Origin of the sequence: Adhaeribacter arboris, from assembly GCF_003023845.1 — a bacterium.
Lineage (GTDB): Bacteria > Bacteroidota > Bacteroidia > Cytophagales > Hymenobacteraceae > Adhaeribacter > Adhaeribacter arboris.
Genome location: NZ_PYFT01000001.1, coordinates 2676164 through 2702725 on the forward strand (window position 1 = coordinate 2676164; position 26562 = coordinate 2702725).

Sequence of the window (26562 nt, forward strand, 5' to 3'; positions counted from 1 at the left end):
ATTAAGTTTTACTCAGATAATAATTCTTAGATTTGGTTCTAACTAATTTAACAAAATAAGACGGGATACTTGATTTAATCTGTTAAAAGACGTAATGTCATGAGTAGATTAGAATGGTTATACAACTGAAGCTTTTCCCCATCTATCTGATAACGAGTGATTTGCTGCAAACTGGAAACAAAATCATCTTCAAGTTTTGCATCCGGACAAATCAGTTTAGTAGAGCCTACTCTCGAAAAAGTAATAGCACTGCCTTTGGAGCTAAATGCACCAAACAACCGATTACATCCAGCAAATCCAGTTAACTTTTGATCCGTAACATTAAATTCCAAATAAATTGGCCGGTCCGTATTTTGCTTAATAACCTCTTGTTCATAAAGATTTATTAATATCCATTTACCACTTTCTAAAGTAACATTAGAAATGTATCCCTTCTTATTATTAACCGAACAGTTTAGAAGTAACAGCAAGATAGCCGGCAACCCTACTAGATAAAGTATGAATCTCATACTTAAAATTTAAAAATGGAAACTTGTGTATGCTCTATTTATTATACAACTAAAACAAACTATCTATGTTGCATTTATAACTTTACAGACCTTAAATTCTGGTAGAAATAAATCATAAAGAATGCCTGGTACAATTATTTTAATTCATCCTATTAAGTTTAAACAGGAGTAAGAAGAAAATATACGTAGACTAGTAAAAAAAGGCCTTTTTGTTAACTTAATCTCCTATTATACGTACTAAATCTTCAATTAGCGTATAAATACTTACGTGGGAAGAAAGAATGGGAATGGACAAGAAGAAAATTCAGGAGTCGAGGCTACAGTTAAAAGAATTTGGGTATCTTTACTACAGTTTGTACACCTACCGACGTAAGATTGAGGCAAATATTAGGAATATTATTAAAACAGATGTTCAGGCAGGTTTAACCTCTAAGACTCCGCCTGAAAGTTACTCGCAAACTCTAGACGAGCTTACTCAAAAACTTCGTAAAATAAATATTATTACTTCAAAGGTAATATCTTTAAATAAAGGTTACAGGCTATAAAAGTAATTCAGCCTTATAAAGGTGTAGGATTAGCTTTTAAGATAAAGAAAACTTAAAGTTCCTTGGTTAATTCGGTAATACGAGCTTTAAGTTCATCAATCTTAGAAGTATTCTTTTTAGTTCGCTCAATTTCATCCAGTACTTCTAGAAGTTTTTGCATTTCTGTTAAATGCTTCATCCGGTTTTTATGCATTAATTCTGCATCGATACTGGAGAGCGGAATATTTTGTTCTTTAAAAATATTTCCTTCCCCGTATATCACCCAGTGAGAATTTAAATTAGGTAACTTATTTAAAACAGCTAGTAAATCATCCATACAGTAATTTTTACCAGAGATTATGTTAGATATAAGCATGGCAGAGGTACCGGTTCGTTCTCCCATAACAAAAACATCTAATCCTTTAATTCTCATATAGAAACTTAACCGTGTTCCAATCTGATCTAAATTAACTGCCATACCTGTATTTTGAATAATAATGTAAACTTTTATTAATATATGTTCTACAAATTTTAGAATTAACTAGTTCCGGCCCTTAGAAAGGTAGAAGATATTACCTCTCTTCACAAATTTATTTTTTAAAACCAAAAAATGGCTTACCCGGGCAACTTATCCTTCCTGCAATATTAACTTATTAGTTTATCACATAAAAAAAACCAGCTTAGTAGAGCTGGTTTAATTTAAATGCTGATTTTAGTTCAAGGAGTAAGTATAATTTCCAAAATCAGGTATAATCATGAATGGATAACTACGTGGTTCAGGTGTACGAATAAGCTTGTTATGTACCACCATTCCCCGAAACCGTTTAGTATACCGGTAGTTATAGGTTAACTCAACAGGTAATATTATAATAGTGTTTTTCATAAGCTTTTTCTTCCTTGTATAATTAATAACTTAAGTCCGGCTATTTGTATAAATAGATCATAGTCGAAAACAGACTTAATAAAAAGTACATACCGGCTAAGATTTTACTTTACTCTTCTCCTAGCTTTTTTAGTTGTTAGACTTAGTATAATGTTGTACGGCTATTTTAGATTTTATTTATTCATAAAAATGATTAAATTTTGAACATTTCTAATAATATAGAAGCGAACTGTAGTCTAAATAACTCTCTTAGTATAATAAATCTAGTAAGAGATATCTTTAAAAATAGTTATTAAGTTTATTCTCTAAAACAATAGGGTGCAATTTAATGGAAGTAGTAACCACTACTAAGAATGTTTTCAACCATTACCTTCTAACAGGCAGCACATTGATAACTTATAGTACTTTCATCATAAATTATTAAATTTGGAAAGTTTTTCAACAATCCCATTATTCCATGTAGTTTTAATGTAAACTAGTTGCTCGTAGGATCATTATTGCATATAAATAATTTATAAAACTAGAGAATACCAATCTCTTAAGTTACTTAGCAAGACCTTTATGGAGAAAATAAAATCTATTGATTAAAGAAATTTTTCTTCTAAATAAAAAGCCTAGTTCTTACATTATTGCTAGTCCTTATACTATTGATTTAAATTAAAAGAAGGCAATCTTTACTTGATGGTTTTGAATAATTATCTTATCACTTGAGATTTTATTTAACTAGCTATTCGCTTACCAGTTAATTGACTCTATATGAATGCTTAATAATAGAATCTCTTACATTAAGCCACTTGATACTACTTAGCATAATTTACATCTAACTAAGTCAGGCATACGTATCTGTTATAAGAAGTAATCTTGTATTAAGGATTGAAAATAATTTAAATTTCTAATACTGGCTTAAAATTTGTGCCTTGCGATGACTTGAAAAAGTAAGTTTCTAAAGGAGTTACTTAAAGTTAAAACTGAATAAATTATATTAAATAAACCTTATATACCATTATTTATATTATTGGCCTACTATTTGTATAATGCTTAATAAACTGGTCAGAATATAGAAGGTTTGCTAAATGAAGTAAACTACAATTTACAATTGCTATAGCTAACTGCTGAAATCTATTGTTAGGATCTTAAAACAACTAGTTAGCAGATTGTAAAACAAACATGATTTATTTAAAATAAAAGAATATTTATAGCAAACAAATGAGAAGAAGAATAGCTGAAATAAATTTAATTGTTTATAATTTTTTAATCTATAATTAGATTTTTTTACACTTTTTATATAAAAAAACTGTTTACTTTGTAATTATATATCTTATAGTACTGAATATTTATAAAAGTCTGATGACTAAAATGTACAAATCATTTTATTTAATAATTTTTGTTTTCTTATTTTCTTGTGGCTCTAGCCGAAACCTGGTTTATTTCAGTGATCTACAAGAAAATAATGATCAAAGCACTAAGATTCTTAACGCTGTAGATCCTAAGATTCAGCCAGATGATCTTTTAGGTATTAGTGTCAGCACTTTAAACCCTGAATCTAATGCCTTGTTTAACAGCGGTATATTGCTACCTCCAACCGTTACGAACACTAATAACACAAATACCAATTTAGTTAAAGATGGATACCTTGTTGATAAAAACGGTTTTATTAGTTATCCGGTTCTAGGACAAGTTAAGTTGGGAGGATTATCTAAAGAAGAAGCTACCAAGAAAATGATTGCCGAACTTAAAAGATACATTAAAGGGGAACCAATTGTTAATATTCGTTATTTAAACTTTAAAGTTACGGTTATAGGAGAAGTAAACAGACCCTCTACCATTACAGTACCAACTGAAAAAATCAATGTTTTGGAAGCCTTGGGAATGGCTGGTGACATGACGGTTTATGGTAAAAGAGAAAACGTTTTAATTATTCGGGAAAAAGAAGGCAAACGAAATATTACCCGCATTAATTTAAACACTAAAGAAACACTGAATTCACCTTATTTCTACCTACAACAAAACGATGTAGTGTATGTAGAACCTGTTGTGGGTAAATATCGAGCTACTCAAGCAAATACTAATAGAAACCTTTCAACCATATTAGTTGGAGCTACCTCCTTACTCACACTTATTATTACTAGATTTTTTTAATGAATGATATATGGCTAGTAGAGAAATCCTTCCATTTGAAACCGAGCAAGTAAGCTTAAAGAGCATATTAAATAAATACGTAAAGTATTGGCCTTTATTTGTAGCGTCCGTTATACTCTGCTTAGGTCTTGCCTATTTATACCTACTTTATGCTACACCCGAGTACACTATAGTAAGTACTATCCAAATCAAAGACGATAAAAAAGATCCGAACGGCTCTAAAAATGAAGCTTTTAATGATTTAGATATTTTTCAATCTACCAGAAGTGTTCACAATGAGATTCAAGTATTTAAAGCTAAAAGTTTAATGCTAAGAGTACTTAAGGAGCTTTCCATGAATACTACCTATTATATAGATGGTCCATTGAAAGAAAGCGAAGTATATGCTAATTACTTGCCAATTAAAGTGGTTGTAAGCCAATTTAATCCGTTAGTTTATGATAATAATTTAGTTGCCATTAATCTGGAAGATAAAAACACCTTTACTTTAAAGGATGCACAAGGAATAAAGGCGTATAAAATCGGGCAGCAGATTTCCAAGCCTTATGCCACCTTTACTGTTCTGGCCAATCCTCTTAATGCTGCCAGCGAAATCAGAAACATTAAAATTAGATTTAACAATTTAGATAAGCTGGCTACGGCTTATAATAGCAAATTAGAGGTAGCTCCTATTACCAAAGAAACCAATGTTCTTTCTATAACCTTAACTGAGGCTGTACCGGAAAAAGGGAAAGATATTGTAAATAAACTAATTGAAGTTTATAATAAAGAGGCTATTGAGGATAAAAATATTATTGCTACTAATACGGTTCAATTTATTGACGCCCGTTTAAAAGATTTAACTGCTGAGCTGTCTAATGTCGAAAAACAGGTTGAAAGCTTAAAAAGAAAAAATGTATTTACTGATGTAGAAGCAGAGGCACAATTATCAATTACGAATGCTAGCGATTATAACCGGGAGTTAACCGACTGGGGTATTCAAATTGAGGTACTTAACTCACTTGAGAACTACCTGAAAAGACAAAAAGGCAGATACGAATTAGCACCTAGTAATTTAAATATTAAAGATCCTACACTATTAGATTTAATTACAAGATTTAATGCTTTGCAGTTAGAACGGCAACGTATGTTACGGACAACTCAGCCTGATAATCCTTTGGTTTTAAACTTAAATGAGCAATTGAGCACTTTACAAGCCAATATGTTAGAAAACCTGAAGAATATCAAGAGCGGATTGGTTATAACCCGTAATAAGTTACGCTCAAATGTAGCTCAAAACGCTTCCAGAATCAAACAAGTGCCTTCTATGGAACGCGATTTATTGGAAATCAATAGACAGCAAGGCATTAAACAAGCGCTTTATCAATATTTGTTGCAAAAACGTGAAGAAGCTGCTCTTTCCTTAGCTGCCACTGTTTCTATTTCCCGGATAATAGATCCTCCTTTTGCCGGTGACTCTCCAACTAAACCTAAGAAACCTCTGGTATTATTATTAGCTTTAATAATTGGAATGGGCCTTCCTTTTGCCTTTGTAGTTATAAAAGACAGCTTCAATGATAGAGTTCAAGAGTTTAAAGATGTTGAACTTGTTACTGCCGCTCCTTTACTTGGTGAAATATCGCATAATGATACAAGAGAAACTTTAGTAGTAACTGACAAAAGCAGAAGCTTGGTAGCAGAACTATTTCGTCATAATCGAGCCAATTTACAACTAGCTACATTAGGCCAAGATAACAAGATTATATTAGTTACTTCAAGTATGGCCGGCGAGGGCAAGACCTTCTTTAGCTTAAACTTAGCCTCAAGTTTAGCCTTAGCGGGCAAGAAGGTTGCCGTAGTAGATTTCGATTTGAGAAAATCTGGATTAACGCAGAGCTTGGGTATACCAAATGAAAAAGGAATAAGCAATTACCTGAATTCCGAAATATCTGCCGTAGATGATATTATAGTAGCCTTGCAAACAGTTGCTGGTCTTTATGCCGTTGGTTCTGGTCCGATTCCATATAATCCAGCCGAGTTAATGTTATTACCCAAAGTGGGAGAGTTAATTGAGGAATTAAAAGATAGATTTGACCATATTGTATTAGATACCTCTCCTGTTGGACAAGTAGCAGATGCCCTTTCACTTTCGCCTTACATCGATTCTACTATCTATTTAATGCGATATAACTATACCCTTAAAGACCAGGTTAACATAATTGAAGACATTTATAAGAACAATAAGCTGAAAAATCTTATGATGGTCTTGAATGATGCCAAGAAAACAAAAGGCTACGGAAGTTACGGGTACGGATACACCGAGGAGAAGAATGTATCCTGGAAAGCAAAAGCTAGAAACCGAGCTAATGTTTAATCCTGTAATAAGAAGTAAATAAAAAATCTAGTATAAGTATTTTTTAGTCCTTTATAAATTAAACGCCTTTATAAATTAACTGATAGTAACTTAACCTTTAAGGTCTAATTAATTCAGTTAAGTTAATTGTTAATCATCTCGTAAATATGGATTCTCATAACCTGAAAGGGAAAGTAGTAACGGGTGTATTTTGGAACGTTGTTCAACTTCTTATAAATAGATCTTTTGATTTTGCCATTAAACTTATTTTAGCAAGGCTTCTATTTCCAAATCAATTTGGAATTGTTGGGATGGCTACTGTTTTCACCAGCTTTGTGCAAGTATTTAATGATTTAGGAATTGGCGCCGCTCTCGTACAAAGAAAAGAAGAACAATTAAAAGAAGTACATTATCATACCTCTTTTTGGACTGGAGTTATATGGTCGGTGGCTATTTATTTAATAATATTTTTTGCAGTGGCTCCATTGGCTGCCGTCTTTTACAAAGAACCTGTTTTACGCAGCATTATTCCCGTATTAAGTATAGGAGTATTATCAAGCCCAATAAATTTAGTTCATAATGCTCAATTAACTAAACAAATGAACTTCAAGAAGCTTGCTTTTATTAGCAACGTTTCTACTATTTTCTCCGGGACTCTGGCCTTAGTTTTAGCTTACTTAGGTTATGGCATTTGGGCTTTAGTATTTAATTCTGTCGCCACATTTATAGTTGCCATGCCTTTATACTTTAAAGCAACAGGCTGGTTTCCTAAATTTATGTGGGACAAACAGGCATTCCAGGATATATTTGGTTTTGGAGTTTATACTACCGGGACGAATCTATTTAACAACTTGATACAAAAAATTGATTATTTATTAATTGGCAAATTACTAAGCGCCTCCGCTTTAGGTACCTACACTTTAGCTTTTGTACTTACCGATACTTTTAGAAGCCAGTTAATGAATATTATGAATAAGGTAATGTATCCTGTTTACGGTAAAAAACAAGATGATAGTCTCTCTCTTAAGCGCTATTATCTAAATGTTGTAAAGTACAATAGTATCGTTATTTATCCCATAATGGTGTTTTTAGTAGTTCTAGGTGAGCCTTTTATCAATAATTTTTTTGGCACCAAATGGCATGATACCATTCTGCCTTTACAAATACTTGCCTTATCGGTTATGGTACATATGATGGTTAATAGTCATGGCTCATTGATTCGGGGATTGGGACGTCCCAAGTTAGAAATGAACATGCAGCTATTCAAAGCTTTGTTTCTCTATGTACCCTTAATTTCATTAGGTATATATAAATTTGGTATAATAGGAGCCGCTTATGCTTATTTGGTAAATAAAGCATTAGAAGTAATAATAGCCCAATACTTCCTAAAAAAACTATTAAATATATCTTTTGGAGAGTTATTGTCCAGTTTAAAGGCCCCTTTAGTAGCGAGTATTGTTGCATATTTAATTTCTTATGCGCTTTATAATGCTCATATACACTTTGTGCTATGCGGTTTTGGTTTAATGATTAGTTATGCAGGAGTAATCTGGCTTTTTATGAAATCGGAATTGAACTTGCAAATTCAACAATTCAAAAATCGTAATAAGAAACAAGTTGCTATTTAGGTAGCTTTTAAACCTTTACATACTTGGTACTTTAACGCTTCTATGAGTTTTATAAATCTTTCTTTATCTAATTAGCTGTATTAACTAAAAAGTTAAAGAAAGATTTTAGCAGAAACCTTAAAAACGCATAAGCAAGTATTATAATTAAGGTTAATTACACTGACGATTAATTTAATATTACTTTTCTGTTTGGAACTAAAAATGATAAGCTCTCAGTAATAAACAAAATTTAAGCTAATGTCATCAATACCTTTTGTTTCTGTCATTATACCTACCTATCGTGACTGGAAAAGATTATCCTATTGTATAGACGCTTTAGACAAGCAAACTTACCCTAAAGAATCCTTTGAAGTAATTATTGTTAACAATGATCCAAAAGATCAAATTCCAGAAAATTATTATTTACCAGATAACATTATAATTATAAACGAGAGTGCGTCTGGCTCCTATGCTGCCCGCAATAAAGGTATTAGTTTGGCTAAAGGTGAAATTTTCGGGTTTACAGATTCGGATTGTATTCCTCATACTGACTGGTTAAAAAACGCCGTCCAGTTTTTTAAGGAAAATTCTGATTATGATAGAATCGGTGGCAAAGTAGAACTATTTTTTTCTGGTACTCAGTATACTGTTGCAGAAGCTTACGAAATTGTTTATGCTTTTCGACAAGATGAGAATGTAAAAAATGGAAGATCGGTTACGGCCAATATGTTTACTAAGAAAAAAGTTTTAGATAAAATAGGGCTTTTTAACCAAAACATGTATTCTGGTGGCGACTTTGAATGGGGTAAAAGAGCAACAGCTAATAACTTTAAGATTGGCTATGCTCCAAATGTAATTATTAACCATCCTGCTAGAAAAGAATTAAAACAAATAACTAGAAAAGCCCGCCGTGTAGTTTCAGGTAAGAAAGAAATTACAAAATCAGAAACTGGTATTTTACAAAAATATGTAGACTTCGTTTACGAGATTCGTCCCCCATTTAATGAGTTTAAGCATATTTTTTCTCGGGGCAAGCAACTTAACTTACGATTGAAACTTCTAGTATTTCTTACTAGATATAATATTAGAGTTACCCGCGCTTTTGAAGAATTACGTTTGGTACATGGTGCAAAACCAGTTTATGACGCTTAATGAAATTTTATACCACTTAATTTAATAATACATACTTTAACTAATATATTCAGAATATTAGTTATGAATGAATCTAAAAAGATGTAAGAAGTAAAATACTTATCATTAGTCTTACTTAGTACTCTTCGTAAACATCTTTTAATATTAATTATATGATTGCCCATCCCTTCTTTTCCGTTATTATTCCCGTACATAATAAGTTACCCCACTTAGATAGATCTATCAATTCTGTACTTCATCAAACCTACTCTAACTTCGAAGTTATATTAGTGGATGATGCTTCATCGGATGGTTCATCTGAAAAGCTTACGGAATTTACTGATGTTAGAGTTAGGAGATTTCGCCGGCAAACTCCAGGTCCTGGTGGTTATGCAGCTCGGAATGTTGGAATTGAGAATGCAAGATATGATTGGATTTGTTTCTTGGATGCTGATGATGAGTGGAAGTTGAATTTATTAGAAACTATTGCTGAAGTAATACAAAACAACAGTAAATTAGACATTATAAGTTGGGGCTGGTTCTGGACAAAAGGTAAAGAAAAAAAGCTTGATGCTTATTCTACATTTAATAAAAATTATTCTACTAAAGAGTTTACTTTAATTGATTTCCTGAAAGGGCCTCAGCCCATTTGGACTGGGGCCGTAGCTATTAAAACCGATGTATTAAAAAAGGCAGGTAAATTTCCCGAAAATGAATTTAAAAGAGGCGGGGATATGGATACCTGGACAAGATGTTTATGGAATAGTAAGGAATCCGTTTGGATAAATAAAGCAATGTCTTACTATCATATTGATTCTGTTAACATGGTTACTAAAAATATAGAACGGGAAACCAGATTTATTTTTTCGCCCTTTTTACAAAACTTACTTAAAACTGTTTCTGATAAAAAGCTGAAAGAAGCTATAAAATATTATCAGAACAGATACATTTATATCATTTTAAATGGAAATGTATACCAAGGTAAAGGAATAAACTATGCTTTATTACACAAAATGAATTGGAATAAACAAGGTATTTGGCTTTATCTTAAACTTCATTTAAACAATTTAAAAATTTCATTCAGCAAGTAATTTATTACGGCTTAACTTTTTGAATTAAGTTTTTGAAGTAGCTAATACTTAAACTATAAATTTTAAAATTAAATGTACCAAATAAGACAGGAAAGCTTAAAGTCAAAACTTGATTGGGGGTACATCATTACCTTATTTGCCATTGCTAGTGTATTTTTAGGAAGTACTCTAATTAAACTGGATGTTTCCTTTTTCCAATTATATCCTTTACGCTTTTTTGGATTTGTTGGCTTTTTTATTATTGTTTTTACTAGTAAAAAATGGGCTGATCCATTTCTTCAAGGATTTTACAGATTCAGTTTATTCTTCTTAATCTTAGGGTTAGTTAGTATTATATGGGCTCCAAATGTTGACATAGCCATTAGAGAGTTTGGCATATTGCAAACGGGCATTGCTTTAAGTTGGTTAGTGGTTAAATATATAGATACAGAAGATAAAGTTGAAGTATTAATTAAAATATGGATAATAGGGGCCATATTTATTAATTTAATCGGTTTATACGAGGTAACGCATCAACAATATCTCATCACAACCGAAGTTGGAGATAAAATTGAACGATTAGCCATGCGGGTAGGGTTTTTAGCTCCTCGTTCAATTTTTGTTAATCAAAATAACTACGCCTTTTTCAATTCTTTAACAGCTTTGGTTCTGTTTGGAAAATTAATGAAGCGGTATCGTCCTTTTATATGGTATGCTATTAACGCATTCAGCTTATTATTAAGCTTATATGTACTAATTAGTTCTTATTCCCGTGCTGCTATTTCAAGTTTTTCTTTAGGTGTAATATTCTTCGTAATTTTTTCTGTTACTACTCCTAATAGTTACAAGAGTAATCTTTTGAAATTAGGCATCCTTCTTATCATTACCTTTATTGGGATTATTGTTATAAATGACACTTTGTTGGATGCTTTAATTAATAAACTCTATCTGGTTGTAGAGAAAAATGAAGTTACTACTGACGACGCCCGGGTTAATATTTATACTAAATCATTAAATTACGCATTAGATAACATGGGATTTGGTATGGGCCCTGGTTCTTCTCTTTATCCTCTAGAAGGCATTCCTCCACATAACTTCTTTTTACAAATTCTTGTAGAATACGGATTAGCCATTCTAATAGGAATACTTTTTATACTGTATAAAGCTTTTAATAGAATTGGCAGATACCAAAAAGTAATCTCAAATGCATTGCCATCCATACTACGGTCTTCTATACTTGTTTTTCCACTTATGGCAGTAGGACCAAGTTCTATTATAGGAGAAGGAGTTTTTTGGTTATGGCTTAGCTTTATAATAGCTTACAGCTCAATTTCGTACCGCAAAAGTCAAGACTTAATTCAAGAAGCGACTCAGAAATACGTTAATTTACCTGGTAGTCTGAAACCATCGGTGCTTCAACCAAAATAAATTTCGAAGATCTTAAATCATTCCTTATACTAATATAAAGTGAAAGAACTAAAAAAAATTTGTTTCTTTCCAGGAACGCTGGCTTTAGGCGGAATCGGAAAGATATTTGTGAACTTAATTCAAGAATATGCTAGTCGTGGGGTCGAGGTACACGTGTTTCTCACCAAGAAAGAAGGTGAGTTTCTTAGCCAGTTACCGTCTAACGTTCATGTGTTTGAAGGTAGTGGCCGGGCTTTAACCAGTATTGGTCGCTTCATCCAATACTTACGGCGAGAGAAACCGCAAGCCGTACTATCAGCTCGGGAATTTCTCAACGTTATCAATATATTTTGCTGCTTGTTTACCTTTAACAAAACTAAACCAGTCGTTTCTTTACACACAAACCAAACAGCCGAAAATAACGCAGATCCCAGTAGTGGAAGTTTATACAAAAATCCTTTGTTTCTAACTTTAGCCAAGGTTTTTTACAAGATTCCAGATAAGATTGTAGCTGTATCTGCTGGGGTAGCTGATGATTTTTCTTACCGAATGGGAGTTGACCGGAAGAAAATGAAAGTTATTTATAATCCTGTTTATAACCCGACGGAAGAAAAAGTAATTCCCAATAAGCTACTTTATGATTTCTTATCCAGCAGTCGAAAATTTATTATTGGAGTTGGCCGATTAACCCCACAAAAAGATTGGCCTAATTTGCTAAGAGCCTTTAGTCTGGTTAGAGAAAAGATGGATGTATCCTTAGTAATATTAGGAGAGGGTCCTTTACGTCAAGAATTAGAAGATTTAATTGAAGAATTATCATTAAAGGATCATGTATTATTACCTGGGTTTGTAAGCAATCCTGCTTATTACGTGAAAAAAGCGTCGACTTTTGTTATTTCCTCGAAGTACGAAGGATTCGGTAATGTAATAGTAGAAGCATTAGGGGTTGGTACCCCAGTAGTATCAACAAATTGCCCTAGTGGACCAAGTGAAATATTAGAAGATGGCAAGTATGGCAAATTAGTTCCAACAGAGGATCCGGTTGCCCTTGCTAAAGGAATTATGGAGTCTTTAAATAGCACGCATAATTCGGAAGTTTTGATTAACCGGGCGAAAGATTTCTCAGTACCCAGAATTGCAGATGAGTATTCTTATTACATTATGAGTTAAAAGTACATTTTTATAGGGCTTTATGCACCGAATTTAATTGAAAAGTACAAAAAAGAAATTTACCAGGTTTTATAGTGAACCTATAACTTTGTACATTTGCATTAGTAATGTAAATAAAATTTGTTAAGCATGAAGACATCTACTCAATCCACCTTATTTCTATTTTTATTTCTCCTAATATTTGCTGTTAAAGGATTTACTCAGGTAAGACCTAATACGTTCCTGATGAATCCTGATCTTTTAATGCAAAATAAATTTAGGATAAATGCCGGCAATGAACAGTGTTTATCTGCATTGAAATTATTAATTTCTAATACTAGTGTGGCTCTTACTAGAGCACCTTACACAATAGTGAATAAATCGATAACTCCTCCCAGCGGAGATAAGCATGATTATTTGAGCTTAGCTACTTACTGGTGGCCAAATCCAAACACATCATCAGGCTTACCCTACATTAAAAAGGATGGGCATATGAATCCGGAGGTAAATGAAGTAAAAGACATGATTTATGTTCGGGAATTAAGTAAAGATATTCGCTTACTTGGGCTTTCCTATTATTTTACTAATGATGAAAAGTACGCAAAGAAAGCTACTGAACTACTTAAAGCATTTTTTCTTAATAGTGCTACCAAAATGAATCCTAATCTTAATTATACGCAAATAGTTCGGGGTGTAGATAATGAAAATGGTGTAGGCACTATAGATACCGAACGATTTGTTGATCTTATAGATGGGGTACAGTTATTAGTTGGTTCCAGTTCTTGGACCGCAGAGAACCACGAAGCTTTAAAGGGTTGGTTTAATCAATATCTTAATTGGATGTTAAATAGCCCAGTAGGATTAGAAGGTGCATCTCAACCTAACAATATTGGCACATTTCATAATTTACAAGTTGTATCGTATGCACTTTTTGTAGGTAATAAAACTTTAGCTAAATCATTAATAGAAAAGCAAGCATACAGTAGAATAGAAACCCAATTTACAGTAGAGGGTAAGCAGGAGTTAGAATTAGCTAGAACTAACTCATGGACCTACAGCACCAAAAATTTAGAAGCATGGTTTAAATTAGCTAGTTGTGCAGAAAGTGCTGGTATTAATTTATGGGATTATACTACGCCAAGCGGTAAGAGTTTAAAGAAAGCATTTCAGTGGATGCTGCCTTATGCATCGGGTAGCAAATCCTGGCCTTACGAGCAAATTTCAACTTTGAGTCGAGACCAATTTGTTCCAGTTGGAAGAATCGGATCAGCAGTATACAAAGATGTTAATTTACAACCAGTTCTTTCTCCCACGCATGCGAAATTTGTTTCTGGTTCCATAATGGACTTATTAATATCACGTTATTACTAACTAATTTTTTAAATATATTTTTAGCTACTTTATCATTTAGTTTGTAAGCACAAAAGCTCTAATCGTAATCGATTAGAGCTTTTGTGCTTACAGAGAATCAAATTATTTCCGTAATACTTCCCTCATATCAATGTTGTTCCTGCATTTTCAAGCATTGCAGCAAGCATTTAATTAGTAGATTTTCAAATATCTCCTCATCAAACATAGAAGTCTTTACTACTTAAAATATTCTTAAATGAATAATTCTTGCCTTCTTACATAATGTAAGAAGGTATTCATATTAGAAGCTTAAAAGTAAATTAACATCATAATTAACTTATATTTACAAATTTCATTATTTTTGTGCAAAATTTTTAAATAAAATATTATAAATATACTATAATTTATAATATAATAGTATTAGGTATGGTAGTTGCTAGTACCTAAATTAAAAGAAACATTGCAACATATATTTATTTACATATAAGTTGATGAAAGATAGAGGTTATATGAGGAAGCTAAATAAAATTAATTTAGTTAAATATATAATTTTTAATATGTTATAGAATTTTACTACCTTTATGACACAAAAGAAAGCTCTACATATTAATAGTTATTTTCTTTCTAACAAAATTCATTACAATTTATATACTACTATCACTAAGTATAGAGACGATAAATTATTTATTCCGGTATATGAAAGTTACCGCGATAACAATATATCTAATCTAGATATTGATTATATTTTTAATGATATAGACAAGAAGTTATTTTTTACTAAATATTTCAAAATATTTAAAGTAATTAATAAAAAAAATTTAACTAAAGGCTATGATTATATACACGCACACACACTTATAAGCGACGGAATTGCTGCTTATCTACTATCTAAATTTACCAAAAAGAAATTTGTAGTGACGGTTAGAAGTACTGATGTAAATTTTTTTATAAAGAAAAGCGCTATTTTCAGATATATTGCCAGAAAAATATTATCGAAAGTAAGTATGGTTTTTTTTGTTTCGCCCTCACACAAAGCGATTATTAAAAATCTTTATCCGAAAGTAGATACTAATTTATTCTTTTCTTTACCAAATGGATTAGACAATTTCTGGTTAAACAATGCTTATGAAAAAAGCTCGCTAGATCAAGATTTAAGTACTGTAAAAATTCTTTTTGTTGGACAAATAATAAAAAGAAAGAAGCTTGATTTGTTAATTGATTTTTTAAAAAAGTACGACGATCGAAAGTATGAGCTTACTGTTGTAGGTAAAAATTTGTTAGAATTAAATTTTGATGAAATTGCTAAGTCTATCCCTAATGGCAATACTATTAATTACCTGGGAGAGGTAAAGAATAAAGAAGAACTACTTAAAATTTACCGTGATAATCACCTTTTTGTACTGCTTTCTTACGCTGAAACATTTGGAGTAGTTTATGTGGAAGCCTTATCACAAGGGCTACCTATTATATACACCCGGAGAGATGGCATTGATGGTTATTTTCGAGAAGGTGAAGTTGGTTACTCTTCTAGCCACGAGTCGTTACCTGAATTAAAAGAGAAGGTAGATCTAATTGTTTCTCAATATTCAACTATTTGTAAGAACACTAAGAAAAATATTCAAAATTTTGATTGGGAATTAATTGCAAAAGATTACATACAAAGGACAAATACCTTAAAACCGTAATTCAGTAAAGTTGGCTAATAAAGAGCCATTTATTTATGTCAGTATAATGATTAAATATATATACAATGAGAGTTCTTTATATTCATCAGTATTTTATCACTCCTAACGAACCCGGAGGAACTCGTTCCTATTGGTTTGCTAAAGAATTAATTGCAAACGGTCATCAAGTAATAATGCTTACCAGTAGAAATAAGCAGCAAAAATTAATTGAAAAGAAATTGATTGATGGCATTGAAGTAATTTACATTAAAAATTCCTACAGCAACAATATGGGAATTATAAGTAGATTATGGTCTTTTTTCCGGTTTATGCTACTCTCTACTTGGGTTGGGCTTAGGCAAAAAAACATAGATTTAGTTTATGCTACTTCAACACCTTTGTCCATCGGCATTCCGGCCTTAGCTATAAAGCAATTTAACGGTATTCCGTACATTTTTGAAGTACGTGATCTTTGGCCAGAAGTGCCTATCCAAATGGGCGCTATAAAAAATAAATTTGTTATAAACCTTCTGAACTGGTTTGAAAAAAAGATTTACTTCTCCGCTAAGCATGTAGTAGCCTTATCACCAGGAATGCGCGATGGTGTGATTAAAACCGGCACATCTCCTAATAAAGTTACCATGATTCCTAACATGGCTAAAAAAGACGAGTTTTTCGTAAGAGCTAAAAACTGGGAAGTAGCCCGTACTTTTAACCTGGATACAAACCATTTCAATGTCGTTCATTTTGGCGCAATGGGTATTGCTAATGGTTTAGAATATATAGTAAAAGCAGCCGCTGTTTTAAAAAGAAAAAATATTCAAAATATAGATTTTGTTTTTTTAGGTGAAGGAAAAACTGAGCTCGAACTTAAGAGAATTTGCGAATTAGAAGAGTTAACTAATGTTAAGTTTTTAGGTAAACATCCCATGAAAACTGTATCTGAGATAGTTAATATATGCGATTGTTCTATGGTTTCCTTCTCGGACGTTCCCATTCTATACACGAACTCACCTAATAAATTATTCGATTCACTCTCAGCGGGCAAACCACTAATAGTAAATTCTGCTGGATGGACAAAAGAAATGGTAGAAGAAAATAATTGTGGTGTTTATGTTAACCCTCAAAACCCGGATGACTTGGCTAACATGCTGGTAAAAATGGCGTCTAATCCAATATGGTTACGAGAAATGTCGGTAAATAGTCGCCGTTTGGCTGAAGAAGTTTATGATAAAACAATACTTTGTAAAAAATTTGTTAAAGTAATTGAAGCATACAATGTACAGAAACCTGCTGAAACGTTTTCTTGATTTCCTGATTGCCATTAGTGCATTTATAATTGCTTTACCTATTTTCATCTTGGTAACCATTAGTTTAGCCGTAGCTAACCAAGGTAAAGTGTTTTTCTTTCAGGCTCGGCCGGGTAAAAACACTAAAACCTTCCGCATCATTAAGTTTAAAACTATGAATGATATAAAAGATGCAAGTGGCAAGCTATTACCTGATGAAGTTCGGTTAACAGCAGTTGGTAAGTTTGTCAGAAAAACATCTTTAGATGAAATTCCCCAGCTACTAAATGTTATAAAAGGAGACATGAGTCTGATTGGCCCTCGGCCATTATTAGTGGAATACTTACCGCTCTATAATGAAGTACAAAAACGCCGTCATGAAGTTCGTCCTGGAATTACTGGTTGGGCTCAGGTAAATGGCCGTAATGCCATTAGTTGGGAGCAGAAATTTGAGTATGATGTTTGGTATGTAGACCACATTAGTTTTTTGCTGGATGTAAAAATCATTCTACTTACAATTAAAAAAGTATTTAAATCAGAAGGCATTAGCCAGCAAGGACACGCCACTATGCCATTTTTTGAAGGAGTTAAACAAGTATGAATATTTTAATTACATCAGCGGGACGAAGAGTTTCTTTAGTAAGAGCTTTTAAGAATGAGTTAAAAGTCTTTTTCCCGGATAGCCAAGTATTTACATCTGACATGAACCCTAAGCTGTCAGCGGCTTGTAACGTATCGGATGGCTACTTTAAAATGAAAAGTGTGGCTGAAGCATCATACATCAACGATTTATTGGAACTATGCTTAGATCAGAACATAAAACTTGTAGTTCCAACCATAGATACTGAATTACAGGTATTAGCAAATCACAAAGATAACTTTGCCAAGCAAGGAATTCATGTAATAGTCTCTTCATCCGACTTTATAAGTAAATGCCGCGATAAGCGTAAAATTAACCAATTCTTCGAACAATCCGGAATACCAATACCAGCTGCAATAGATAAACAAAACCCTACTTTCCCGCTTTTTATAAAACCTTATGATGGAAGTTTAAGCGCAGATATATTTCTTGTGCGTGGGCCTGAAGAACTGACGCATTATCATATGACCAATGAAAAGCTTTTGTTTATGGAATATATTGATAAAACGGAACACGACGAGTACACTGTAGATATGTACTACGGAAAAGATAATGAGGTGAAATGCATTGTACCCCGACGCCGAATAGAAATACGTGGCGGGGAAATAAGCAAAGGAATTACCTGTAAAAATATAATTGTTCCTTATTTAAAAGAAAAAATTGGCTATATAGCGGGAGCAGTAGGTTGCCTTACAGTACAAGTGTTCCTTAATAAGAATAACAATCAAATCTATGGCATTGAAATAAACCCCAGATTTGGTGGCGGTTTTCCTTTAAGCTATCAATCAGGAGCAAATTATCCAGGTTGGTTGATTAAGGAATATTTACTTAATGAAAGTATATCTTATACAGATAATTGGAGCAACAACTTATTAATGCTCCGTTATGACGATGAAGTTCTAGTTCAAAACTATGAGATTTAGCGATAATACGTTTGTAGTATTTGATCTTGACGATACCATTTATCAAGAAATTGATTTCTTAAAATCGGCGTATCGCCATATTGCAGGTTTGCTGCAACCTGCTTTAAAGAAGGATTTGTTTGATGAGATGTGGGTGCGCTTTCATAATAAAGAAAACGTTTTCGAATGGCTTATAACCGAACATGCTTCTGAATTACCTGATATTACTACTTCATTCCTATTAAATGAGTATCGTTCTCATTTGCCAAAGATCACCTTATCTGAAGATGTAATTGAGTTCCTGAGTTATTTAAAAGAAGCCAAAATTTTGTGTGGTCTTATTACTGACGGTCGTAGTATCACTCAACGCAACAAGTTAAAAGCATTAGGCATAGAAGCTTTTTTTGCAAATATTATAATTTCGGAAGAGTTTGGGTCGGAGAAGCCTAATGAACGTAATTTCTTATTCTTTGAACAAAAGTACCCAGGTAAAGAATTTTATTACATAGGCGATAATACCGCAAAGGATTTTATTGTACCAGCAAAATTAGGATGGTATACGGTTTGTTTAAAAAGTAAAGGCCAAAATATTCATCCTCAGGATTTAAGTAGGAAACCTATACCAACAAAAATAATTAATTCTTTTAAAGAATTAATGCCAATAGTTGTCAAGGAATCATCTATTTAGATTTTATGCTTATAAATTTATTTCAGTAAAATAACTTAACTATTAAAAGTAGAAACATTTCACAAAAATCAGTCTTTTGAATTTTAGTAAAGATCTCTACTATTTTCTAATAACTGTAATCCAGATATTTATATATTATTAAATATAATCTCAAAAATATGAACTCAAAAATATGGCTTTCCTCACCTCACATGGGTGCAAGCGAGTTTAACTACGTTAAAGAAGCTTTTGACACCAATTGGATTGCACCATTAGGACCACATGTAGATGGTTTTGAGAAAAACCTAGAAGACTTTTTAGGCCACAACACATATGTTGCCGCCTTAAGCTCAGGAACAGCTGCTTTACATTTAGCCTTAATTATATTAGGTGTAAAAGCCGGTGATGAAGTAATATGTCAATCTATGACATTTTCAGCTTCTGCAAACCCTATCGCTTACCAAGGAGCCACACCGGTATTTGTTGATAGTGAAGAACAAAGCTGGAACATGTCGCCCGAATTTTTAGAAATAGCTATTCAGGATCGACTAAAAAATGGCAAAAAACCAAAAGCCATAATTGTAGTGCATTTATATGGAATGCCTGCCAATATGACTCGTATAATGGAAATTGCTAATAAATACAATATTCCCGTAGTAGAAGACGCCGCAGAAGCCCTTGGTTCCTCTTATAAAAACCAACCCTTGGGTACATTTGGGGCTATGAGCATATTATCATTTAATGGCAATAAAATTATTACTACTTCAGGTGGAGGTGCTTTAGTCTCAGCTAATCAAGATTGGATTAAGAAAGCCCGCTTTCTTGCTACCCAAGCACGCGATGTTGCCCCTCATTACCAACACTCTCATATAGGTTATAATTACCGAATGAGCAATATATGCGCTGGAATTGGACGAGGCCAGATGGAAGTTTTATTGGATCGGGTAAAGCAACGCCGTTACAATTTTGAGTACTATAAAAATGCATTAGCATCTATCCCGGAGATAAAGTTTATGGAAGAGCCATCAACAGGTTATTATTCTAATAGATGGTTAAGCACGATTTTAATTGATAATACAAGTAACAAAAGTATAGATCGGGAACAATTGCGCTTATCTCTAGAGAAAGATAACATTGAATCGCGCCCACTTTGGAAACCTATGCATTTACAACCTGTATTTGCTAATACTCCTTTTTATGGAGATGGCACAAGCGAACATTTATTTCATCAAGGACTTTGCCTTCCATCGGGTTCAAATTTAACGATAGGAGATTTAAATAGAGTTATAGAACAAGTTGTAAATACTTTTGCGGCTGTACAAGTGTAAGTGATTTTATAATATAAATTGAGTAGCATGAATTTATCTTGACAACATTCATGCTACTCAATTTACAACTTGTTTAAAGTTCGATTTACTTACCTCCTTCTCTTTTTATTCTTCAAGTTATTCAACATTAGTAGTGTTTTGTTAGCTACTAATCCTTTTAAGAAATAACTATTCTTGAAAACACCACTCATTAAAACAAAATACTTGCTAGCTCCTCTATATTCTACAAGTATTTACTATATTAAAATAAATTATTAATATATAGATAAAATAATATTTTATTGTCATTTTTTTCTACATTGGCGTAATTATTGTAACTCTAACTATAATATATAAGAATACCTTTATTTTGTAGGAATCATGGTTAAAGGCGTAAAATTGAAATTTTAATTATAAATAACAGAAAATGTTAATAAATTAACATTTTTTTAACTTATTTTGCGCTAGTAAATACTTAACTGTATCCACTGTTAGTGCTAGAATGAATTATATAATTTATAAATTTTGTACACGAATAAAATAAAATATTAATCTATTTAAATATTTGAAAATATTTAGTACTTTCGGTTAATGGTTAGTTTTTTTGAATTAAATAATAAAAAAAAATATTGTCAACAAATTTCATTTTTTATTGTATATACATATTATAATTAGACATTGTGCAGCTTATTAATAATTTGATTACAAATATTATTTGCATTGCAGCATTTACTTTGTTTATTTTATAAAAATTTCTTGTTAATTACTTATTTAATATATAGTAAATAATTCTATAAACCTTTATTTAAATAATTAGTAAAAGACTTTACCAAAATACCAGAAGCACAAAAAATCACAACCTCTTTAGATTACCTGAGTCTGTGATAAGCTTTAAAACTATTTAGCATTATTTTATCTAATAAACATTATTCGTTAACAACATTAGAACTACGAATTAAAATTACTTTGCGTCATGAAAAAATTTATACTTGCTAATTCAATACCACGATGGGTCATTTTATTGATCGATCAGGTTATTACAAGCTGGTCATTTGTATTAGCATTCTTTGTAATAACTCAATTTGAATTTTCAAATATATTAAGAGGACATTTCTTTATATATACAGGTTTGTATTGTATTATCTCTTTAAGCGTGTTTTTTCTGATGCGTATTCACACGGGGGTAATTCGATATTCAAATACCCAAGATATTGTCAGGATTTTTTCAGCAGTGCTGGCAACTAGCTTTATCTACATTTTAGTGTTAAGCACAGTAGTTATTCCGGTTTATCACATTAACACGGTAAACATCTTTATAGTACTACTCATTAACTTTTTTATTTCCTCTTCTTTATTAATTATGCTAAGAATAGGAGCTAAAAGTTTCTTTCAATTCATTAAGAGAAGCACTTCAACCGAAAAGGAGACTGTTTTAATTTTTGGTTCAGATACTCACTCTATGCTGATAAAGAAGGCTTTAGAAAATAGTAGCTCAAGCAGATTTGTAATAGCTGGCTTTATTGACGACAACTATCAAAATGTTAATAAATATATTCAACAGAAAAAGGTTTACTCTGCTAAGAATATAGAACAACTTCGTTTAAAGCTTAAGGTTGATAAGATAGTAGTAATGAGCGAAGACTTAAAGACCGAGGGCAGAAAGAAAATTGTTGAGAAGTGTTTAGAAATTGGTTTAAAAGTACTTACAGTTCCGCCAACTGAACAATGGATTTCTGGCAAGTTACGCATTAATCAGATTCAAGACCTTAAAATTGAAGATTTACTACAGCGTGATCCTATTATTATTCAAAGCGATAACATCTCAAGAGAAATAACGGGCAAACGGGTCTTAGTTACAGGTGGTGCAGGCTCTATTGGTTCAGAAATTGTCAGACAAGTTTTAACTTTCGATCCAGCCATGGTAATTATTTGCGACCAAGCTGAATCGCCACTACATGAATTGCAACTTGAAGTAGAGGAAGCCTATCCGAATGCTAATATAAAGATATATATAGCAAATATTCAGAATTACAATCGGATGTACTCTCTTTTCGAAGAGTTTAGCCCTGAGATAGTTTTCCATGCTGCTGCCTACAAACATGTGCCAATGATGGAGAATAATCCTTCAGAAGCTATTATAACCAATATATTAGGTACTAAGACTCTGGCTGACCTATCTATTGCTTTTGATGTAGAAAAGTTTGTAATGATTTCAACGGATAAAGCAGTTAATCCGACGAATATTATGGGAGCTTCAAAACGTATTGCAGAAATTTATATTCAATCATTGAATAACATAAATGTTCAATCACTTAATAATATTAATTACATAAGCTCCCGCTTAAATGATTTAACACATTCTAAAACAAAGTTTGTAACTACCCGGTTTGGCAATGTATTAGGTTCCAATGGATCTGTAATACCCCGTTTTAGAGCACAAATTGAGAAAGGAGTACCTCTTACGGTTACACATCCAGAAATTACCCGTTATTTCATGACTATTCCTGAAGCAGTGCAGCTGGTATTAGAGGCCGGTAGCATGGGTAAAGGTGGCGAAATATTCCTTTTCGACATGGGGGAACCAGTTAAAATTGCAGACCTAGCCAGAAAAATGATCAAGCTAGCAGGTCTAATTCCAGATGTAGATATTAAGATCGTGTATACCGGTTTACGGCCCGGCGAAAAACTTTATGAAGAATTACTTAATAAAGAAGAGGAGTCAATCCCAACGCACCACGATAAAATAAAAATCTCTAAGGTTAGAACTTATTTATACGATAAGGTAGCTAGTGATATTAAAGATTTGCTTACTTTGGTTCAAAAAGAAAATGATGATTACGAAATCGTTAAGAAAATGAAAGATATTGTACCTGAGTTTTTAAGTAAAAATTCTAAATACGAAGAGTTGGACTACGGAACTTCTAATAGCAATTCTGTTTTAATTCAACAAGCTAGTTAAAAAATGTTTAGTTTATATAAAACAAAGGAATAACACTAGTTGAAGGGGAGATAAAACAAAGGCCACCCTGAAGATATACTGCTACTATATTATAAAACAAAAAAGGAACGGCTAGTGAGTCGTTCCTTTTTTGTTTTATAAGGTACTGCAATCCGGAGCTTAGATACACACGTAACTACATATTAGTATATTATTTTTACAGATAAAGATTTTTACAGATAAAGCTTTATAAAATTGATAGTAAGTTCGCTTGCTAGTTTGAATCCAGATTAGTGCTTTGAACCATCCGAAAAGATTTAAAAATAATCCTCCACAAATTAAGAGTTCTTGAATAAAGATATAAGTAGTATGAGTAAACCTAATGCAAACCGCTTTACTACTGATTCATTTATCAGAAGCCTAGAGAAGTAACAAATTACTTATGCTAATACGAACTACTACTTTTCATTCCGGATATGTTTTATTAAAAGCTAAGTATTACCTATGTTTTGCTTTAAGTTTAGGAATTTTCTTTCCAGGATTTGCTAATAAGCGGTACAATAGAGAAAATTCTCGAGATATATCTAGTTTCTATCCACCCTTATTTATTGGTATTTCAGAAAATCTGCTTATTTGTAAGCAGCAATGGCATTTTGAGAATTTTAATTTTGCTACCGCACCGAGTTTTGTTCAAAGTTATTCTTTAAGCATTTCAGAAAATACCGCTATTGGTACAAACGCAGATACTCTAACTGCCTCTGATCCTGATGGTGATAGGTTAATTTATTCTATTGAAAAAGGTAATACAATTAGTGCATTTTCTCTGGACAGTGTAACCGGAGTATTAAAAATTGCTAAATACCTTCATTACCATACGCAAAATCAATATTCTTTAACCATAAAAGTAACCGATGTTACTGGACTTTCCGCTGAAACTACCGTGACTGTTATGGTCGAACCTTCCAATCCAGTTCCTATTTTATCATCGTTTATCTGGGAAACGGTGGCTAGCCAGCCGTACGTAGTAAACGAAGCCCAAGGCGAAGTCGTAAATAATAAGTTATATACTTTTGGCGGTTTCGATAGTCAGAAAACTGGTTTTACTCCTACCAACCGCGCCTATGTTTATGACCCTGGTTTAAATAAATGGACATCTCTGACTCCCTTACCGCCTATGAATGGTACCAGTCATGGTGGTGTAACCCACGCAGGTATAACCACTGACGGTACTGATATTTATTTCGCGGGAGGCTATACCTCTAACATGGCCGGAACCGGACAAATATTTGGGACTAATGAGGTTTGGAAATATACAGTAGCAGAAAACCGTTACGAACGTTTGCCGGATTTACCCATTATAGTTGCCGCCGGTCAATTAGAATACGTTAACGGGCATCTCCACCATATTGGAGGCACCAACCAGAAACGCACAGAAGATTTAGGTAACCATTATGTCTTAAACCTGGATGATGTAACTGCCGGCTGGAAAACACTTGCTCCATTACCGAAACCCAGGCAGCATGCCGGTTCAGCCGTATACGAGGGTGAAATTTACTATATAGGTGGGCAAACCGGGCACGACAAAAATTTAATTACCAAAAAAGATGTACACGTCTACGATCCAGCGACAAATGTATGGACAAGTAAAGCCGACTTGCCCGTACCAGCCGGAAGTTCGGGCCGGGGACATATTAGTTCAACGGTGATAGTTGCAGGAAATCAAATTTTAGTTTTAGCCGGAGAAACAGTTCATAGTAGTGGTCAAACCAACTTAGTATCTGCTTATAATCCAGACACCAATACTTGGGGTAACCTAGCTCCTTTGCCGCAAGCTCGCTTCTCGGGAATAGCTGCTTTGTTAAATAATGCTATTTTCTACACGGGTGGTTCCCAGACCAATACTACCTTCAAAAGTTCTCCCGTTTTACCACCCTCCCAAAATCTCATTACTAATCTTAAGAGTGATTTAAAAGGAGTATACAGCTTAGGTGTATTAGTGGTGGGTGCTACTTTTTACACCGATCGGACTTATCAAGTAAAAACTTTACCTACAAATTTAAATAATTCTCTTTTTATTAAAACGCCCAATAGCGATAAAAATCTAACCGGAATGGAGGTCTTTTCATTTGAGCTAAGTAAAGGCGCAACATTATATATTGCCTACGATGCACGAGCTACCGTGCTACCAGCTTGGTTGAACGAATGGCAAAATTTAACAGCTACACTTACTAGCACTGACCCTATATATGGCACCTACCAGTTATACAGCAAAACTTTTCCGGCCGGGAAAGTAACTTTATCTGGTAATAAGGCATTACCTGCGGCTGGAGTTCTTTCTAATTATTTCGTTATAATAGTTCCTAATAATACCACCGGCATTGAACCTGAATTAGAAAAGGCAGAAATAAAACTGAAAATTTTTCCAAACCCTGGGTTACCTGGAAGTAATATTAAGATAATCGTATCTGGTTTAACTTTAAAAGTACCCGTTACTGCAACTCTACACGATATAGTTGGGCGCAAAGTATACAGTAAACAGGTAAAACCAAACCAAAAGGGCATCGTGCTGGTTGACTTAACTCCTTTTCCTCAATTAGCGAAGGGTACATATGTAGTTACTGTTAATGGACCATCAGGAAAAGCGCAAGCCAGACTCCTTATTCAATAAACTATTTAATTTTACTTCGTTCTTTACAATAATTATAAAAAATATTTATAATTATTACCTAATTACTATGTTTATGTAGAAATGGTATAATAATTGAAAGAATTCTTTATTAACTTCTCAAAAGATAATCTAATTATAGTGATTTTAGATATCCATTAACTAGTAATAGTTAGATTTTTATTATATTATCTTGAACAAAAGCAGAATTTTAGCAAGTACATATAAGGTTTTCACGAGTTTATTTGTAACTTTAACTAATATTTAGCCGTTAATCTAGATGGTCTATTGTAACTCTTGCTCTTCCATTATAGTTTTATCTTTTAAATAATACTTTATTTAAAAAAACAACCTTAATTTATTCTATTTCTACTCTTATATTCAATTCA

The 26562-nt window shown here is 32.7% G+C and carries 18 protein-coding genes and 1 pseudogene; 17 read left to right on the top strand and 2 right to left on the bottom strand.

Features of this window, described 5'->3' with window-relative positions; translation table 11 throughout:
* Nucleotides 1–74 precede the first annotated feature (74 nt).
* Nucleotides 75–509, bottom strand: coding sequence for an META domain-containing protein (locus tag AHMF7605_RS10865; RefSeq protein WP_106929183.1), 435 nt, complete (start codon nt 507–509; stop codon nt 75–77).
* 597 nt (nt 510–1106) lie between these two features.
* Entirely contained in the window at nt 1107–1511 is a 405-nt protein-coding gene (locus tag AHMF7605_RS10875; RefSeq protein WP_106929187.1) for a hypothetical protein, read from the bottom strand.
* A 1752-nt stretch (nt 1512–3263) separates the two neighbouring features.
* On the opposite strand from AHMF7605_RS10875, the gene AHMF7605_RS10880 reads away from it, so the two are divergent.
* From AHMF7605_RS10880 to AHMF7605_RS10955, 17 genes and pseudogenes are all read left to right on the top strand, one after another.
* Nucleotides 3264–4055 carry a polysaccharide biosynthesis/export family protein gene (locus tag AHMF7605_RS10880; protein WP_233219007.1) on the top strand — a complete coding sequence of 264 codons (792 nt, stop codon included), beginning with the start codon at nt 3264–3266 and terminating at the stop codon, nt 4053–4055.
* Nucleotides 4056–4065: 10 nt separating this feature from the next.
* Entirely contained in the window at nt 4066–6408 is a 2343-nt protein-coding gene (locus tag AHMF7605_RS10885; protein ID WP_106929189.1) for a GumC family protein, read from the top strand.
* A 146-nt stretch (nt 6409–6554) separates the two neighbouring features.
* Nucleotides 6555–8015: a lipopolysaccharide biosynthesis protein gene (locus tag AHMF7605_RS10890; RefSeq protein ID WP_106929191.1), complete on the top strand. Its 1461-nt coding sequence runs from the start codon at nt 6555–6557 to the stop codon at nt 8013–8015.
* Between the two features lie 237 nt (nt 8016–8252).
* Complete coding sequence (locus AHMF7605_RS10895) at nt 8253–9146, top strand: glycosyltransferase (RefSeq protein WP_106929193.1); 894 nt, start codon at nt 8253–8255, stop codon at nt 9144–9146.
* Between the two features lie 152 nt (nt 9147–9298).
* Nucleotides 9299–10216, top strand: a complete 918-nt coding sequence (locus tag AHMF7605_RS10900; protein WP_106929195.1) for a glycosyltransferase family 2 protein — start codon at nt 9299–9301, stop codon at nt 10214–10216.
* Between the two features lie 72 nt (nt 10217–10288).
* Entirely contained in the window at nt 10289–11623 is a 1335-nt protein-coding gene (locus AHMF7605_RS10905; protein ID WP_106929197.1) for an O-antigen ligase family protein, read from the top strand.
* A gap of 39 nt (nt 11624–11662) precedes the next feature.
* Complete coding sequence (locus tag AHMF7605_RS10910; protein ID WP_106929199.1) at nt 11663–12772, top strand: glycosyltransferase; 1110 nt, start codon at nt 11663–11665, stop codon at nt 12770–12772.
* A 129-nt stretch (nt 12773–12901) separates the two neighbouring features.
* The gene (locus AHMF7605_RS10915) at nt 12902–14122 is read left to right on the top strand and encodes an alginate lyase family protein (RefSeq protein WP_106929201.1); all 1221 of its coding nucleotides are present in this window, start codon (nt 12902–12904) and stop codon (nt 14120–14122) included.
* Between the two features lie 560 nt (nt 14123–14682).
* Nucleotides 14683–15786 (top strand): glycosyltransferase, encoded by a 1104-nt coding sequence (locus AHMF7605_RS10920; RefSeq protein ID WP_106929203.1) that lies wholly within the window; start codon nt 14683–14685, stop codon nt 15784–15786.
* Between the two features lie 65 nt (nt 15787–15851).
* The gene (locus AHMF7605_RS10925; protein WP_106929205.1) at nt 15852–17075 is read left to right on the top strand and encodes a glycosyltransferase family 4 protein; all 1224 of its coding nucleotides are present in this window, start codon (nt 15852–15854) and stop codon (nt 17073–17075) included.
* Nucleotides 17044–17655, top strand: a complete 612-nt coding sequence (locus tag AHMF7605_RS10930) for a sugar transferase (RefSeq protein WP_106929207.1) — start codon at nt 17044–17046, stop codon at nt 17653–17655. Before AHMF7605_RS10925 ends, AHMF7605_RS10930 begins: the two co-directional genes overlap by 32 nt.
* Nucleotides 17652–18617 carry an ATP-grasp domain-containing protein gene (locus AHMF7605_RS10935; RefSeq protein WP_106929209.1) on the top strand — a complete coding sequence of 322 codons (966 nt, stop codon included), beginning with the start codon at nt 17652–17654 and terminating at the stop codon, nt 18615–18617. Before AHMF7605_RS10930 ends, AHMF7605_RS10935 begins: the two co-directional genes overlap by 4 nt.
* On the top strand, nt 18607–19284 hold the full coding sequence (locus AHMF7605_RS10940) for an HAD family hydrolase (RefSeq protein WP_106929211.1): 678 nt from the start codon (nt 18607–18609) through the stop codon (nt 19282–19284). Before AHMF7605_RS10935 ends, AHMF7605_RS10940 begins: the two co-directional genes overlap by 11 nt.
* Nucleotides 19285–19442: 158 nt before the next feature.
* Nucleotides 19443–20591 (top strand): DegT/DnrJ/EryC1/StrS family aminotransferase, encoded by a 1149-nt coding sequence (locus AHMF7605_RS10945; protein ID WP_106929213.1) that lies wholly within the window; start codon nt 19443–19445, stop codon nt 20589–20591.
* Nucleotides 20592–21543: 952 nt separating this feature from the next.
* Nucleotides 21544–23529 (top strand): polysaccharide biosynthesis protein, encoded by a 1986-nt coding sequence (locus tag AHMF7605_RS10950; RefSeq protein WP_106929215.1) that lies wholly within the window; start codon nt 21544–21546, stop codon nt 23527–23529.
* Between the two features lie 421 nt (nt 23530–23950).
* Nucleotides 23951–24451 (top strand): annotated as a pseudogene (locus AHMF7605_RS31110) (cadherin repeat domain-containing protein); the annotation flags it as partial.
* Between the two features lie 6 nt (nt 24452–24457).
* Nucleotides 24458–26176, top strand: a complete 1719-nt coding sequence (locus tag AHMF7605_RS10955; RefSeq protein WP_233219008.1) for a Kelch repeat-containing protein — start codon at nt 24458–24460, stop codon at nt 26174–26176.
* Nucleotides 26177–26562 lie beyond the last annotated feature (386 nt).